The sequence below is a fragment of the Sphingomonas sanguinis NBRC 13937 genome, from assembly GCF_001591005.1.
In the GTDB taxonomy this organism is placed as follows: Bacteria; Pseudomonadota; Alphaproteobacteria; order Sphingomonadales; family Sphingomonadaceae; genus Sphingomonas; species Sphingomonas sanguinis.
In genome coordinates, this window is sequence record NZ_BCTY01000006.1 from 1 (window position 1) to 14736 (window position 14736).

Annotated in this window: 15 protein-coding genes and 1 riboswitch; of the genes, 5 read left to right on the forward strand and 10 right to left on the reverse strand. The window is 66.8% G+C overall.

The features are described 5' to 3' along the window. Window positions 1-71: 71 nt before the first annotated feature. The gene (gene proS / locus SSA01S_RS04785; protein ID WP_061779463.1) at window positions 72-1604 is read right to left on the reverse strand and encodes a proline--tRNA ligase; all 1533 of its coding nucleotides are present in this window, start codon (window positions 1602-1604) and stop codon (window positions 72-74) included. 90 nt (window positions 1605-1694) lie between these two features. Here proS and SSA01S_RS04790 point away from each other — a divergent pair, with 90 nt between their 5' ends. Further along, the gene (locus tag SSA01S_RS04790) at window positions 1695-2591 is read left to right on the forward strand and encodes a DMT family transporter (RefSeq protein WP_061779464.1); all 897 of its coding nucleotides are present in this window, start codon (window positions 1695-1697) and stop codon (window positions 2589-2591) included. Window positions 2592-2618: 27 nt separating this feature from the next. Here the strand turns inward: SSA01S_RS04790 and bluB are convergent, their stop codons facing one another. Next, on the reverse strand, window positions 2619-3242 hold the full coding sequence (gene bluB / locus SSA01S_RS04795; RefSeq protein WP_061779537.1) for a 5,6-dimethylbenzimidazole synthase: 624 nt from the start codon (window positions 3240-3242) through the stop codon (window positions 2619-2621). Between the two features lie 98 nt (window positions 3243-3340). Between bluB and SSA01S_RS04800 the strand changes: the two genes are divergently transcribed. After that, complete coding sequence (locus SSA01S_RS04800; protein WP_217996048.1) at window positions 3341-3598, forward strand: SemiSWEET family transporter; 258 nt, start codon at window positions 3341-3343, stop codon at window positions 3596-3598. 115 nt (window positions 3599-3713) lie between these two features. On the opposite strand, the gene gcvPB is transcribed toward SSA01S_RS04800, so the two are convergent. From gcvPB to SSA01S_RS04825, 5 genes are all read right to left on the reverse strand, one after another. Continuing rightward, on the reverse strand, window positions 3714-5270 hold the full coding sequence (gene gcvPB, locus SSA01S_RS04805; protein WP_061779465.1) for an aminomethyl-transferring glycine dehydrogenase subunit GcvPB: 1557 nt from the start codon (window positions 5268-5270) through the stop codon (window positions 3714-3716). Beyond that, a complete protein-coding gene (gene gcvPA / locus SSA01S_RS04810; RefSeq protein ID WP_061779539.1) occupies window positions 5267-6625 on the reverse strand; it encodes an aminomethyl-transferring glycine dehydrogenase subunit GcvPA in 1359 nt (452 codons plus the stop codon). The genes gcvPB and gcvPA overlap by 4 nt, the downstream gene beginning before the upstream one ends. Window positions 6626-6815: 190 nt before the next feature. After that, complete coding sequence (gcvH, locus tag SSA01S_RS04815) at window positions 6816-7187, reverse strand: glycine cleavage system protein GcvH (protein WP_058734627.1); 372 nt, start codon at window positions 7185-7187, stop codon at window positions 6816-6818. Window positions 7188-7189: 2 nt separating this feature from the next. After that, window positions 7190-8365, reverse strand: coding sequence for a glycine cleavage system aminomethyltransferase GcvT (gene gcvT / locus SSA01S_RS04820; protein ID WP_082794940.1), 1176 nt, complete (start codon window positions 8363-8365; stop codon window positions 7190-7192). Window positions 8366-8528: 163 nt separating this feature from the next. Then, a riboswitch (glycine riboswitch) is annotated at window positions 8529-8637 on the reverse strand. Between the two features lie 297 nt (window positions 8638-8934). After that, entirely contained in the window at window positions 8935-9573 is a 639-nt protein-coding gene (locus SSA01S_RS04825; protein ID WP_174521621.1) for a hypothetical protein, read from the reverse strand. Window positions 9574-9675: 102 nt separating this feature from the next. Between SSA01S_RS04825 and ispH the strand changes: the two genes are divergently transcribed. The 3 genes from ispH to rnhA are packed head-to-tail and all read left to right on the forward strand — an operon-like array spanning window position 9676 to window position 12023. Next, the gene (gene ispH, locus SSA01S_RS04830) at window positions 9676-10632 is read left to right on the forward strand and encodes a 4-hydroxy-3-methylbut-2-enyl diphosphate reductase (protein ID WP_061779466.1); all 957 of its coding nucleotides are present in this window, start codon (window positions 9676-9678) and stop codon (window positions 10630-10632) included. A gap of 3 nt (window positions 10633-10635) precedes the next feature. Continuing rightward, on the forward strand, window positions 10636-11589 hold the full coding sequence (gene thrB / locus SSA01S_RS04835; protein WP_061779467.1) for a homoserine kinase: 954 nt from the start codon (window positions 10636-10638) through the stop codon (window positions 11587-11589). Next, a complete protein-coding gene (gene rnhA, locus SSA01S_RS04840) occupies window positions 11586-12023 on the forward strand; it encodes a ribonuclease HI (protein WP_061779468.1) in 438 nt (145 codons plus the stop codon). Before thrB ends, rnhA begins: the two co-directional genes overlap by 4 nt. A gap of 486 nt (window positions 12024-12509) precedes the next feature. On the opposite strand, the gene SSA01S_RS19025 is transcribed toward rnhA, so the two are convergent. The 3 genes from SSA01S_RS19025 to SSA01S_RS04850 are packed head-to-tail and all read right to left on the reverse strand — an operon-like array spanning window position 12510 to window position 14732. Further along, window positions 12510-12686, reverse strand: coding sequence for a YegP family protein (locus tag SSA01S_RS19025; RefSeq protein ID WP_082670129.1), 177 nt, complete (start codon window positions 12684-12686; stop codon window positions 12510-12512). A gap of 25 nt (window positions 12687-12711) precedes the next feature. Then, a complete protein-coding gene (locus SSA01S_RS04845) occupies window positions 12712-13797 on the reverse strand; it encodes an NAD(P)/FAD-dependent oxidoreductase (RefSeq protein WP_061779469.1) in 1086 nt (361 codons plus the stop codon). Then, a complete protein-coding gene (locus tag SSA01S_RS04850; protein ID WP_061779470.1) occupies window positions 13794-14732 on the reverse strand; it encodes an alpha/beta fold hydrolase in 939 nt (312 codons plus the stop codon). Before SSA01S_RS04850 ends, SSA01S_RS04845 begins: the two co-directional genes overlap by 4 nt. Window positions 14733-14736: the final 4 nt, after the last annotated feature.

A 14736-nucleotide genomic window follows, 5' to 3' on the forward strand; every position in this document is an offset into this window, starting at 1 on the left:
GCGGCCTTCCCTCCCCCATCCCCTCCCGCCTGCGGGAGGGGCGTGCCCAGCCTAGATGGGGCGGGCCAAAATCAATACGCCCGGCCGATCAGCACGCGCTCCACCGCCTCGCGGCCGGTGAAGATGCAGGGGCCGTCGTCGCACCCCGTCTGGCCCATCGGCGCGTTGCGGATGGTCAGCTTCAGCCCCTTCAGCTTTTCGACCACCTGCTCCAGTTCAGCCCCCGTGGGCTTGGCCCAGCGGACATCGACCCAGCCGGGGTTCTTTACGCCGTCCGCGAAATGCGCCTCGACGCCCGCCCAGTCGTTCACCGGCACGATCTGCGCCTTGAGCCGCTCGGCCGACTGGCGGTGGAGTTCGGCCTGGATGTCGGCCAGCAGCGCCTCGACACCCGACACGAAGTCCCCACGCGGCTGGACGACCGAGTCGAGCTTACCGTCCTCACGGTACAGCCGGTCGCGGCGGATGACCGAGACATTGCCGCCCGCCATGTCGCGACCGCCGACCTCGATGATGACCGGCGCGCCCTTCTTGACCCAGCCCCAGCGCTTGTTGGCGGCCTTTTGCGCGCGGGCATCGACCATCGCACGGATCGGCTCGCCCAGCGCGGACTGACCGACCAGTTCCTTTTGCAGGTCGCGGCAATAGGCCAGCAGCGCCTCGTCTTCGGGCTGGTCGCGTAGCATCGGCACGATCACCACCTGCCACGGCGCGACCTTGGGCGGCACGCGCATGCCGTCATCGTCGCCGTGCACCATGATCATGCCGCCGATCATCCGGGTCGACACGCCCCAGCTGGTCGTCTGCGCGAAGTCCAGTCCGCCCTCGGCGTTCTGGAAGCGGATATTCTGGGCGCGCGCGAAATTGTCGCCCAGGAAGTGGCTGGTCCCGGCCTGCAGCGCCTTGCCGTCCTGCATCATCGCCTCGATCGAATAGGTTTCGACCGCGCCGGGGAAACGCTCATTCTCCGGCTTCTCGCCCGCGATGACGTGCATGGCGAGGCAGTCCTCGGCAAAGCTGCGATAGACTTCCAGCATCTGGAGCGTCTCGGCGCGCGCCTCGTCGACCGTGGCATGGGCGGTATGCCCTTCCTGCCACAGGAATTCGGCGGTGCGCAGGAACATGCGGGTGCGCATTTCCCAGCGGACGACGTTCGCCCATTGGTTGATCAGCACCGGCAGGTCGCGCCACGACTGCACCCAGCGGGCAAAGGCGGCGCCGATCACCGTCTCCGACGTCGGGCGCACGACCAGAGGCTCTTCCAGCTTGGCCTCGGGATCGGGGACCAGACCGCCCTTGCCATCCGCGATCAGCCGGTGATGCGTGACGACCGCCATTTCCTTGGCGAAGCCGTCGACATGCTCGGCTTCCTTTTCAAAATAGCTGAGCGGGATGAAGAGCGGGAAATAGCAATTCTCATGGCCGGTCGCCTTGATGCGATCGTCTAGCAGGCGCTGGATGCGCTCCCAGATGCCATAACCCCAGGGGCGGATGACCATGCAGCCGCGGACGCCCGATTCCTCGGCCAGATCGCCCTCGGCGATGACGGACTGATACCAGGCGGAGAAATCCGCGTCGCGGGTGACGGACAGAGCGTGCTTCATGCCTGCCCGATAGCGGCAAAGACCCGGTCTCGCCAAGGGGCCGCGCGTTCGGGGTTTCGCTGCACCGCCGCAATCGTTAGGAACGGCCTCATGACCGGCGACCGCGTGCTCAAAGGCATCGGCCTGCGCCTGATCGCCATCTTCTTTCTGTCGACCATGTCGGCGCTCATCAAGCTGGCGGAGTCGCGCGGGGCGACGCTGTTCGAAACCATGTTCTGGCGACAGGCGTGCGCGCTGCCGGTGGTGCTGGGCTTCGTGTTGGCGGGGCCAGGGCTGGGTTCGCTGCGCACCACCCGGTTCAAGGGGCATCTGGCGCGCTCGATGGTCGGGCTGGTGGGCATGGTCTTCACCTTCGGCGCGGTCCTGCTGCTGCCACTGGCCGAGGCGACGACGTTCCAGTTCACCGTGCCGATCTTCGCGACGCTGCTCGGCGCGCTGGTGCTGCGCGAGCGGACGGGCATCCAGCGGTGGAGCGCGGTGCTGATCGGCTTTGCGGGGGTACTGATCGTGGTCAGGCCGGGGGCCAATGACATGTCGCTTGCCGGCGCGGCGGTGGGTCTGTTGGCCGCGCTTTTTGTGGCGGTCGTCGCGATCCTGCTGCGCCAGTTGCGTGAGGAGCCGGCGGGGACGACGGTCTTCTATTTCACGACGCTGACCCTGCCCTTCATCGCCATCCCCTATAGTTTCCACATCCAGCCGCACGATCCGCTGACCTGGGGCATCCTGATGTCGATCGGGCTGGTCGGCGGTTTCGGCCAGATCGCACTGACCGGGGCCTCGCGGCTGGCGCCGGTCGCGGCGGTGGTGCCGATGGACTATTCCGGGCTGATCTGGGCGACGCTCTATGGCTGGCTGATCTTCGGCGTATTGCCCGCGGCCAGCACCTGGCTGGGCGCGCCGATCATCATCGCCAGCGGGCTGTTCATCGTGTGGCGCGAGCAGAAGCTGGGCAAGCAACAGACGCTGACCACTGCACCGGAGGACTGATCCGCCCAGGTACAGAGGACATGCTGCTTACCGCGCCTCCCACCTCGTCGGCACATTTTCCTGCCAGCCCGCCCGGTGGAGCAGCGGCGTGTCGTCATCCCATTCGGCATGGCCCAGACACAGATAGGCCGTGAAGGCCCAGTCCTGCGGCACGGCAAACAGGCGCTCCATAGCGCCCGGGTCTAGGATCGATACCATCCCCATCCCCAGATTGGCCGCCCGCGCCGCCAGCCACAGGGTATGGATCGCCATCGCGGTCGACTGGCGCAGCGTCTCGGGCATCGTGCGGCGGCCCAAGCCGTGCCCTTCGGCCGGATCGATATGGGTGAAAACGGCCAGTTGCACCGGCGCGATGTCCAGCCCGGCGAGCTTCAACGCGCGGTATGCGGCCGCTTGGTCATCGGCATAATCCGCCGCCGCCTCTTCGTCACAGCGTCGGAAATCGGCGCGGACGGCGGCGCGCAGGGCGGCGTCCTCGACCCGGATCACCCGCCACGGCCGGGCATTGCCGACCGAGGGAGCCAGTGCCATCGTCTCGGCCAGACGCGCCAGCAACGCCTCGTCGACCGGGCGGTCGAGGAAATGCCGGACATCCCGCCGCCAGCGTAGGATCGCGTCCAGCGTGTCGGCCTGATCCCTGTCAAAGCGCATCTTCGTCCCCTTCCCGGCGCGGACCATCCCGTTGGGCTTGTGCGTTGAACGGACCGACTTCAATCGATTTCACGACCATTCAAGGAGATTTCGATATCGTGAGTGAACGGAAACTGATGCTGCTCGGCTGGATCGCGACGGCCACGGCGGTGGCGATGTACCTGTCCTATATCGACCAGATTCAGCTCAATCTGGCGGGACAGAAGGGTTCGGTGATTCAACCACTGGCGACGATGGTGAACTGTTCGCTCTGGGTGGCCTATGGGTTTTTGCGACAGAAGCGCGACTGGCCGATCGTGTTCGCCAATGCACCGGGCGTGATCCTGGGTGGGATCTGCCTGTTCACCGCGCTTTGATCGGCAAGCCGCCCTCACCCTTCCCACCCGCTATCGCGGGCGGGCCCCTTCCCTCTCCCGATGGGAGAGGGAGGGAGGCGCGAAGCGCCGGAAGGGTGAGGGTGTGATCAGCCGATCAGGCTGCCTTGTCCTTCCACACCAGCACGGGCTTGCGCGCGGCCAGCGTCTCGTCGAGGCGCGCCCGCGGCGCGAAGTGCGGCGCGGTCTTGAGCGACGCGTCGCCCGCCTTGGCCCGCTCCGCCACCGATGCCAGCGCACCGATGAACTGATCGAGCGCCGCCTTCGACTCGGTTTCGGTCGGCTCGACCAGCATCGCACCGTGGACGACCAGCGGGAAATACATGGTCATCGGGTGGAAACCCTCGTCGATCAGCGCCTTGGCGACGTCGATCGTCGAGAAACCCTCGGCCAAGCCTTCGTCCGAGAAGATCGCTTCGTGCATGCACGGCCCGCTCTTGGCGAACGGCGCGTCGAGCGTGTTCTCCAGCGAGCGCAGGACATAGTTCGCGTTGAGCACCGCATCCTCGGCGACCTGGCGCAGCCCGTCCGCGCCGTGGCTGAGGATATAGGTCAGCGCGCGGGTGAACATGCCCATCTGGCCATGGAAGGCGACCATGCGACCGAAGCTGTCGGCGTGATGGTCGTCGGCATTTTCCTCCTCGACCAGCCGGAAGCCCTCACCCGTCTTCTCGACGAAGGGGAGCGGTGCGAACGGCGTCAGCGCCTCCGAGAACACCACCGGCCCCGAACCCGGCCCGCCGCCGCCATGCGGGGTCGAGAAGGTCTTATGCAGGTTGATGTGCATCGCATCGACGCCCAGGTCACCCGGACGCACGCGTCCGACGATGGCGTTGAAGTTCGCGCCGTCGCAATAGACGTATCCGCCAGCGGCATGGACCGCGTCGGAAATGTCCTTCAGGTCGCGCTCGAACAGGCCGCAGGTGTTGGGGTTGGTGATCATCACCCCCGCCACGTCCGGCCCCAGCCGCGCCTTGAGCGCGTCCGTGTCGACACGGCCGTCGGCGGTCGCGGGAATATCCTCGACCGAGAAGCCCGCGAACGCTGCCGTCGCCGGATTGGTCCCGTGCGCCGACTCCGGCACCAGGATGACCTTGCGATGGCCCTCGCCCCGCTTTTCCAGCGCCGCCTTGATCGCGAGAATCCCGCACAGCTCGCCATGCGCGCCCGCCTTGGGGCTCATCGCGACCGAGGTCATGCCGGTCAGCGTGACCAGCCAGTGCGCCAGCTGGTGAATGACCTCCAGCGCGCCCTGCACCGTGTCGACGGGCTGGAGCGGGTGAACGTCGCTGAACCCCGGCAGGCGGGCCATCTTCTCGTTCAGGCGCGGATTGTGCTTCATCGTGCACGAACCGAGCGGGAAGAGGCCGAGGTCGATCGCGTAATTCTGGCGCGACAGACGGGTATAGTGGCGGACCGTCTCCGGCTCCGACAGGCCGGGCAGGCCGATCGGGGCCTTGCGGCTAAGGTCGCCCAGACGCGAACCCGCGACATCGCCCTCGGCGAAGTCGACGCCGGTCGTCTCGGCATCGCCGATCTCGAAGATCAGCTTTTCTTCCAGCATCAGCGCGCGGTTGCCGGTGAAGGTCGCGCTGACCTCGCCGTCCTTGGCCTCGGGGCTCGTGGGCTTCCAGCCGCTCTGGTTGATCGTCATGCCAGCACCTCCTCAAGCGCTTGGGCAAGCGTCTCGATATCCTCCGCCGTCACCGTTTCGGTGACCGCCACCACCAGTCCGTTCGCGAGCGCGTCCTCGCCCGGATAGAGCCGGCCGAGCGACACGCCCGCCAGCACGCCGCGCTCGGCGAGCGTCCGCACGATCGGACGCGCCTCACGGCCCAGGTCCAGCGTGAACTCGTTGAAGAACACGTCGTTGACCAGCTTGACGCCGGGCACCTTGGCCAGACGGTCCGCCGCGCGGCTGGCGTTGGCGTGGTTGATCCCCGCCATCCGGCGCAGACCCGCCTCGCCCAGCAGCGTCATGTGGATCGAGAAGGCGAGTGCGCACAGACCGGAGTTGGTGCAGATGTTCGACGTCGCCTTTTCGCGGCGGATATGCTGCTCGCGGGTCGACAGCGTCAGCACGAAGCCACGCTTGCCGTCCGCGTCCACCGTCTCGCCACAGAAGCGGCCGGGCATCTGGCGGATATACTTATCCTTGCAGCCCATCAGGCCCACGTAAGGCCCACCGAACTGAAGCCCGACGCCCAGCGACTGGCCTTCGCCGACGACGATGTCGGCATCCATCTCGCCCGGCGAACGGATCGCACCCAGCGCGACCGGCTCGGTCACGACGGCGATCAGCAGCGCCTTCTTGGCGTGGCAGGCCTCGGCCAGCGGGGTCAGGTCGGCAATGCGGCCGAGAATGTCCGGATACTGGACGACGACGCACGAGGTGTCACCGTCGATCGCCGCGATCATCTGGTCGATATCGGTCTCGGCGGTCAGGACGAGCGTGCCGGTCTCCAGCGTGTCGCCGGTGTACTTCGCCATGGTCTTGGCGACCGAAACGTAGTGCGGGTGCAGGCCCGACGACAGGATCGCCTTGGACTTCTTGGTGATGCGCCGCGCCATGCCGATCGCTTCCCAGCAGGCGGTCGAGCCGTCATACATGGAGGCGTTGGCGACATCGGTGCCGAGCAGACGCGCGACCTGCGTCTGGAACTCGAACAGCATCTGCAACGTGCCCTGCGCGATTTCCGGCTGATAGGGCGTATAGGCGGTCAGGAACTCGCCGCGCTGGATCAGGTGATCGACGCTGGCGGGGACATGATGGCGGTACGCGCCGCAGCCCAGGAAGAAGGGCACGTCGCCCGCCACGGTGTTCTTGCGGGCGAGCGCGGTCATGTGCCGCTCGACCGCCAGTTCGGAGGCGTGGTTGGGCAGTCCCTCGATGGGGCCGGACAGGCGGGCGGATTCGGGCACGTCGACGAACAGGTCGTCGACCGATCCCGCGCCGATGACCGAGAGCATCTCGGCCCGGTCGGAAGAGGTAAGGGGCAGGTAGCGCATGCGTTCCATTTCTCCGCCCCTCACCCCGAAAACCTCGCGGATCGAGGGGTCATCGCCCATCCCCTTCTTCTCCCCTCCCGCAGGCGGGAGGGGTCGGGGGAGGGCAGTCGGCTTCAACAAGCCTGATGGTCCGGGGGAGAGCGAGACCCCTCCCCCAGCCCCTCCCGCCTGCGGGAGGGGAGAAAATAGTTTAGAGCTTCGCGACGAACGCGGCGTAGGCGGCTTCGTCCATGAGGCCGTCCAGCTCAGACGCGTCCGACAGCGTGATCTTGAAGAACCAGCCCTCGCCTTCCGGATCGCTGTTCACCAGCGCCGGCTCGTCGGCCAGTTGGGCATTGCCCTCGATCACGGTGCCCGACACCGGCGCATAGACGTCCGACGCGGCCTTGACCGACTCCACCACGGCGGCCTCGTCGCCCTTGGACAGCTCGCGACCTTCCTCGGGGACGTCGACGAACACGATGTCGCCCAGGGCTCCTTGCGCATAATCGGAGATGCCGACCGTGCCGACATCACCGTCGACGTCGATCCACTCATGATCTTCGGTGAAATAGCGGCTCATGGTCAATTGGCTCCTGAACGAACGTAACGATGGGGGACGAACGGCATGGCCGTGACGGTGGCGTCATGGGTCTTGCCGCGCTGAAGCAGTTTGACGGTGGTGCCGGGGGCAGCCAGATCGGTCGGCACATAGGCCATGGCGATCGGCGCGCCCATCGAGGGGGCGAAGCCGCCGCTGGTGACACGGCCGATGACCGATCCGTCCTCGGCGACCACCGACGCGCCCTCGCGCACCGGCTGGCGGCCCGCGACGGTCAGGCCGACGCGCTTGACGGCGGGGCCATTCTCACGCTCGGCGAGGATGCGCCCGGCCCCCAGGAAGTCGGCCGCCTCGCGGCGCTTCTTGGCGAGCGCGAAGCCCAGATCGGCCATCACCGGCGTCGTCTCGGGGTCGAGGTCATGGCCGTAGAGCGGCAGACCCGCCTCCAGACGCAGCGAGTCGCGCGCGCCCAGGCCGATCGGCTTCACTTCCGCCTGCTCGCAAAGCACGTCGGCGAAGGCGGCGGCGTGCTCGGCGGGAATCGAGATTTCGTAACCGTCCTCGCCGGTATAGCCCGAGCGGCTGATCCACAGCGGCTCCTCGTTCCACACGAAGTCGGCGGCGGTCATGAACACGAGGTTCTCGACGCCCGGCACGATCCGCGACAGCGCATCGACCGCCTTCGGGCCCTGGAGCGCCAGCAGCGCCTGCTCGTCGAGCAGGTTCAACGTCGCATCGTCGGGGATGAAGTCGAGCAGATAGGCGATGTCGTCATATTTGGTCGCGCCGTTGACGACCATGTACAGCTCTTCCGCGCCATCGAGGGTGCGCTTCGTCACCATCAGGTCGTCGAGGATGCCGCCCTCTTCGTTCAGCAGCAGCGAATAGCGGTTCTTGGCGGAGCCGAGCCCAGCGATATCGCCCGGCAGGACCTTTTCCAGCGCGGTGATGACCGGGGCCAGACCAGTGTCGCCGGTGAAGACCAACTGGCCCATATGGCTGACGTCGAACAGCCCGGCCGACTCGCGGGTCCACAGATGCTCGGCCATGATGCCTTCATACTGGACCGGCATCTCATAGCCCGCGAACGGGACCATCCGCCCGCCGCGCGCGCGGTGCCAGGCGTCCAGCGGCAGCGTCTGGATGATCTCCTGACCCTCGGGGGCGTCTTCTACATTCAGGTCGGTTGCGTCGCTCACGGGGCCGGTCTCCGTCAAAAGGGTGTCGGCTAGGGACGCAAATGTCCTTAACCGATCCAATCCCCCTCTGTCACGGAACCTGAGAGCTTTCGCCGGAAATTCCGGCTTACCCCTTCGGTGGCGCGACGGCATGAGGCCGAGGCGCGCTTTCCAGAGTGTCGATGGCGATCGCGCGGTCCCATTTGCCTGAGAGATTCCGGGGGGGTTGCTCCTTCGGCGGCCGGGTTTTCGTCACCTGAAAGGCGAACCCGGCGCTCTCCCGCGCGCGCCTATGTCGGAGATGTCCGACATCGACGCCGCGCCCTCTGCCGGGCGGGTGGTGCCAAGTCAATCGGGAACGGCGGCGCGTACGATCAATATTGTGGATAGTGGGGCAAGAGGGATGCGAGATCGACGCCCTTCTTCGTTCCCCGGCGAAGGCGGAGGCCCAGGCGCCACTTGGTCCCAGACGTGCGGAACATCCCGTAGTAGGCAAATGTCAGGGGCGCGCCGGAGCCTCCCACGCGATGTTCCGCGCGCTACAAGCCTTACAGCAACTGGGCCCCGGCCTCCGCCGGGGCGCACCGAAATTACCGAGTCGCGTTATACTTCAGCTGCGCATCGGTCAGCTGGAACCCGACCAGCGCCTCGAAGCTGGCGCTGGCCACCGCCTGGCGCACTTCGGGGGTGGTCAGCGGATCGACCGCCGCATCCTCGTCCCCGGCCTTGCGGCGACGGGTCAGCTTTTCGCGCACATCGTCGGGCAGGGTCGCCGCCGCCCGCGATATGGTGGTCGAGGCCTCGCCCGCCACCTGGCCGCGTGCCTGGCCTGCGTCGAAATGCACGTTGACGCGGCCGACGCGCTTGGCGACCACATTGGTTCCGCCGCGCACGATCGCGATATAATAGGGCAGAACCAGATCGCGCGCCGCCGCCGTGTCGGTCCGCCGCGCCTCGACGGTAAAGGTCACGTTCGTCACGATATCCGACCCCGCATCGGCGCAGGTGCCGCGCACATTGGTCAGGTTAGCCACGACGTCGATCGAACCCTCGTCGGTGGCGCCGGGCGTCTTGAACAGCGTGATGTCACCCGTCCCCGCCGCGACGCCCACGATCGGACAGGCCGAACGGACGGCGGTGATCCCGCCCGAGGCGTCGATCTCACCGGTGCGGGCGCAGCCGCCGAGAACAAGCGCAAGGGCAATGGATACGAGGAGCGGTGCTTTCACAGGTCGAAACGCCTATTCTGGATGCCGAAGCAGGATGCCGGTTTGGCCGCCAGCATAGGAACCGGGTTGGACGCGCGCAAGCAATGGCGTAGAGCCACATCCATGACCGATGCCATGAAGCCGCCGCTCGACCTGTTGATCGCCGCCCCGCGCGGCTTCTGCGCCGGTGTCGACCGCGCCATCCGCATCGTCGAGCTGGCGCTCGAAAAGCATGGGCGCCCGGTCTATGTCCGGCACGAGATCGTCCATAACAAGTTCGTCGTCGACAGCCTGAAGGCCAAGGGCGCGATCTTCGTCGAGGAACTGGACGAAGTGCCCGCCAATGCGCATGTCGTCTTCTCCGCGCACGGGGTGCCGAAGTCGGTGCCCGCGGACGCCGAGAATCGGGGCCTCGCCTATTTCGATGCGACATGCCCGCTGGTGTCGAAGGTGCATCGCCAGGCCGAACGGCTAGTCGAGATGGGCCGCCACATCGTCTTCATCGGCCATGCCGGGCACCCGGAGGTCATCGGCACTTTCGGCCAGGTGCCGCAGGGGTCGATGTCGCTGGTCGAGACGGTCGCGGATGTCGAGGCGTTCGCGCCTGCCGATCCCGACAATCTCGCCTTCCTGACCCAGACCACCTTGTCGGTTGACGACACCGCCGCGACGATCGAGGCGTTGCAGCGCCGCTTCCCGACGATCCAGGGGCCGCGCGGCGAGGATATCTGCTACGCTACCTCCAACCGTCAGGCCGCCGTCAAGGCGATCGCCGCCGAGTGCGATGCGGTGCTGGTGATCGGTGCGCCCAATTCCTCCAACTCGCTGCGTCTGGTCGAAGTGGCCGAGCGGGCGGGCAAGCGCGCGATGCTGATCCAGCGTGCCGCCGATCTCGACTGGGCGTTCTTGGACGGCGTGACGACGCTGGGCCTGACTGCCGGGGCCTCCGCGCCCGAACTGCTGGTGCGTGAACTGGTCGATCGCCTGTCGGAACGCTTCACCGTGAGCGAGCGCGAGGAAGAGACGACGCGCGAGACCATTGCCTTCAAGCTGCCCCGCGGGCTGGAAACGGCCGCCTGAACCATGGCCGTCTATACGCAGGTTTCGGCCGAGGCGCTGTCGGCGTTTCTGGCACGCTATGACGTGGGCGACCTGATCTCCGCCAAGGGGATCGCCGAGGGCGTCGAGAACAGCAACTATCTAGTCGACACCACGACCGCGCGGTTCATCCTGACGCTGTACGAAAAGCGCGTGGCGGCGGGCGACCTGCCCTTTTTCCTCGCGCTGCTCGACCATCTGGCAGGCAAGGGCCTGCCCGTGCCCCCTGCGATCAAGGACCGCGATGGCGTGGAAATTCAGGAGCTGGCGGGCCGCCCCGCTTGCCTGATCCAGTTCCTGACCGGCGTGTCGCTCTCGCACCCGACCCCGGCGCAGGCGTTGGCGGCGGCGGACGCGATGGGGGCGATGCACCGCGCGGTCACGGCCTTCCCACAGAACCGCGCCAATTCGATGGGCCATGCCAGCTGGCGCCCCCTGTTCACGCAATGCGGGCGTGACCTCGACCGGATCGAGCCCGGCCTGCATGACGCGATGGGCGAGGCGCTGGACGCCGTGCTGGATGGCTGGGACGAACAGCCACTGGATACCTGCGTCATCCATGCCGACCTGTTTCCCGACAATGTGCTGGTTCTCGGCGACCGGGTGACGGGGCTGATCGACTTCTATTTCGCCTGCACCGACTTCCGCGTCTACGACCTCGCCATCATGCATTCGGCCTGGAGCTTCGACGCCAGCGGTGAAGTGTACGCCCCCGAGATCGGCGAGGCGCTGGTCGAGGGCTATCAGCGCCACTTCCCGCTGACCGACGTAGAGCGCGCGGCATTCGCGAAGCTGGCAATGGGGGCATGCCTGCGTTTCGCTCTGTCGCGGGCGTGGGACTGGCTCAACACCCCCGCCGATGCGCTGGTGACGCGCAAGGACCCGCTCGCCTATTGGCGGCGCTACATCGCCTATCGCAACGGAAAGGCGGGCCTGTGACCCCGGTCGAGATCGCCACCGACGGCGCCTGCAAGGGCAATCCTGGCCCCGGCGGCTGGGGCGCGCTGATCCGGTCGGGCGCGCATGAGAAGGAGTTGTCCGGCGGCGAGGCGCTGACGACCAACAACCGCATGGAGCTGATGGCCGCGATCGAGGCGCTGAACGCCCTCAAGCGTCCCTGCGCCGTCACGCTGTCCACCGACAGCCGGTACGTGATGGACGGCCTGACCAAGTGGATTCACGGCTGGAAGCGCAATGGCTGGCGCACGGCGGACAAGAAGCCGGTCAAGAACGCCGAGCTCTGGCAGGCCCTGCTCGCAGCGGCCGAGCGCCACCAGATCGAATGGAAATGGGTGAAGGGCCATGCCGGCCACCCCGACAACGAACGCGCCGACAAGCTGGCCAGCGACGCGGCGGAGACGTTTCGGAGATAGTCGAAAGAATGTCGAGCTGACTTTCAAAGAAGAAATAGCGAACCCACGACATTACCTCGCCTACATCCGTTACCGTGCAGCGTAATGATTAAAGATAGTGACAGGCACCTACGCCTCGCCTTACATGGATGTGGGACAGGACAAAATCCTCACACAAACACCCTGGTCCCCGACAAAAAGATGTTAGACGAAACTAAACTTAACACTATCTGGGCCCGCCATAAGGCAGGCACGCTTCTGGCCGCCAACATCGGCATCATCGATATCTCGGATCACCAAGTGATCCAGACTGTGGATGAGCTGTGGTGGAGGAACCCGGGCAACCAGCGCTGGCGTCGAGGCTAAACAAGCGGGGGGCGGGCGAGAGCCTGCCTTCCCGTGGCGTGTTTGACATAGTCGTGGGCCGTCGACGCTTCGGCGTTGGCGGCCCTAAAAATGAACCTCACGACCAGAGATCAAATCTCCAGCAATGTGTAGGGGAAAGCCCTATTCCGGTTCGTGGATCGGCGCATTCGGGCCGTTTTTCAGGACCGACTCGATGGCGTTGCGGGCTCCGGCCTTGCTGGAATAGCCTTCGGTCCACCAGATGAGTTCGCTGTTGTAGCGAAATTTGGCGACATACTCGCCCGCCTTGTTCTTCTCGATCGCAAAGCTGTGGGCCATGATGATCTCTCCTCGAAAAGGGCGATCATTCCTTAACAGAAAATCGCCCCACGCCATAGCGTTCGGCATCTACCCCGCCGGGCATATTCCCCTCGCCCAGCAGCAACGCCGCCGCCATGGCGGAGGCGGCAGGTGCGGTCTGGATGCCGAAGCCGCCCTGGCCGGCGCACCAGAAGAATCCAGGCACTTTTACGTCATAACCATAGACCGGCGCGCGGTCGGAGGCGAAGCTGCGCAGGCCCGCCCAGCGGCGCTCGACCGCCTCGACCCGCCAGTCGACCGTCTTTTCCAGCCGATCGATGGCGACCGCGACGTCCCATTCCTCGGGCGCGATGTCGCACGGCACGCTCGGCGTCTCGTCATGCGGGGTCAGCCAGAGCTTTCCCCCCGTCTCGGGCTTGAAGTAAAAGCCGCCTGCCACATCGACGACATGCGGCAATCCCTCCGGCGCGGGGGGATCGGTGCGGAGTTGCACCATGGTCCGGCGATAGGGCGTGATGCCGATCGGCGCGACGCCCGCCAGTGCCGCTACCTGGTCGGCCCAGGCCCCCGCCGCGTTGACCAGCACCTGCGCCTCAACCGGTCCGGCGCGCGTGTCCAGATGCCAGAGCCCGGCATGGCGCACCGCCGACAAAAGGGCGGCGTCGGTCATCACCGTCGCTCCGGCCGTCCGAGCCGCCGCCAGATAATCGGCATGGAGCGCGGCGACATCGATATAGGCGCAGCTCGGCTCCCACACGCCATGCACCCATTCGGGGCGCAGGCCCGGAACACGCTGCGCCGGATCGACGCGCGAGAGGTCCACGCCGGTATCGGCGAAATCACGCAGCAGCTGCTCGACCCGCCCCGAGTCTTCGGCGCGGCCGATATGGAGCGAGCCGAGCGGCGTCAGATACCCCCCCGCCCGCAAGGTCGGGCCCGAGGCGGTGGTCAGCGGCTGGACCGCGGGGCCGCCATAGGTCTCCGACCAGAAGGCCGCCGAGCGTCCGGTCGCGTGACGGCCGGGCATGTCCTCCGCCTCGATCAGCACGACCCGCGCGCGCGGGCCGATGGCAGCGGCCAGGCTCGCACCCGCCATGCCTGCTCCGATGATCGCGACGTCGTGGATCACGCCGCCACCGAGCCCAGAAAGCCGTCGATCGCCGCCAGCGCGCGCAGGCGCACCGGGTCCACCTCGCGCAGCAACTCATGTGCCGCCTCGGGCCCGAACCGCTCCACCCGCGCGCCGATCCGCGCGGCGACCGACAGCGCAACACGCGGATCGACCAGCCGATCGGCTTCGGCGACCAGCATCAGGGTCGGTATGCGCAGCCCGTCCAGTCGCGGGTCGCGGAGCAGCGCGCGGGTCGAGCGCATCGCCGAGTCGAGCCAGCCCCAGCTCGGCGGCCCCAGCGCCAGTTCGGGATGGCGGGCATACCAATAGCCTTCGTCCTCAAACCGCTCGACATCATGGGTCAGGTTGCGCTGGCGGGTGTGGAGGCCGGGCCCCTCCTTGGCCTCCCAGATGGCACGTTCGCTCCGCCCCAGCATCGTCATCAGGCGGATGATCCCGGCGCCCAGCAGCGCACCCGTGGGCAGGTTGAGGCCGAGCATCGGCGCGATCAGGACGAGCGCGTCGGGATCGACTGCCCCCTCCACCGCCGCGCGCAGGGCCAGATGGCCGCCCATCGAATGGCCGATCAGGACGTGCGGCACGCCATCGCCCGGCTCCTCGGCCCGCCATTCGCGCCAAAAGGCCCGCAGATCCTCGACCAGACCGGAGAAGTTGCCGCCATGCCCGACATGCGGATCGCGGAGCAGCCGCCCCGATCCCCCCTGCCCGCGCCAGTCGAAGGCGGTGACGCTCCACCGCTGCGCGACCAGATGGGCGAAGACCTCCAGATATTTCTCGATCACATCGGCGCGACCGGTCTGGAACAGCAGCCGCCCGACCGGTGCTTCCGCCCGCCAGTCGAAGCGCCGATGGTCCCAGCCATCAGGGGCCTGCCAGCGCGACAGGGTCGCACCAACGGGAAATTGGCGGCGAAGGGCAAGGCTATCGGTCATTCCC

Bases quoted from the DNA above. Each gene is read 5' to 3' on its own strand.
- SSA01S_RS04790 (WP_061779464.1), top strand. From the start codon at position 1,695: ATGACCGGCGACCGCGTGCTCAAAGGCATCGGCCTGCGCCTGATCGCC.
- SSA01S_RS19025 (WP_082670129.1), bottom strand. From the start codon at position 12,686: ATGGCCCACAGCTTTGCGATCGAGAAGAACAAGGCGGGCGAGTATGTC.
- thrB (WP_061779467.1), top strand. From the start codon at position 10,636: ATGGCCGTCTATACGCAGGTTTCGGCCGAGGCGCTGTCGGCGTTTCTG.
- proS (WP_061779463.1), bottom strand. From the start codon at position 1,604: ATGAAGCACGCTCTGTCCGTCACCCGCGACGCGGATTTCTCCGCCTGG.
- ispH (WP_061779466.1), top strand. From the start codon at position 9,676: ATGACCGATGCCATGAAGCCGCCGCTCGACCTGTTGATCGCCGCCCCG.
- gcvPA (WP_061779539.1), bottom strand. From the start codon at position 6,625: ATGCGCTACCTGCCCCTTACCTCTTCCGACCGGGCCGAGATGCTCTCG.
- gcvH (WP_058734627.1), bottom strand. From the start codon at position 7,187: ATGAGCCGCTATTTCACCGAAGATCATGAGTGGATCGACGTCGACGGT.
- bluB (WP_061779537.1), bottom strand. From the start codon at position 3,242: ATGCGCTTTGACAGGGATCAGGCCGACACGCTGGACGCGATCCTACGC.
- SSA01S_RS04850 (WP_061779470.1), bottom strand. From the start codon at position 14,732: ATGACCGATAGCCTTGCCCTTCGCCGCCAATTTCCCGTTGGTGCGACC.
- gcvPB (WP_061779465.1), bottom strand. From the start codon at position 5,270: ATGACGATCAACCAGAGCGGCTGGAAGCCCACGAGCCCCGAGGCCAAG.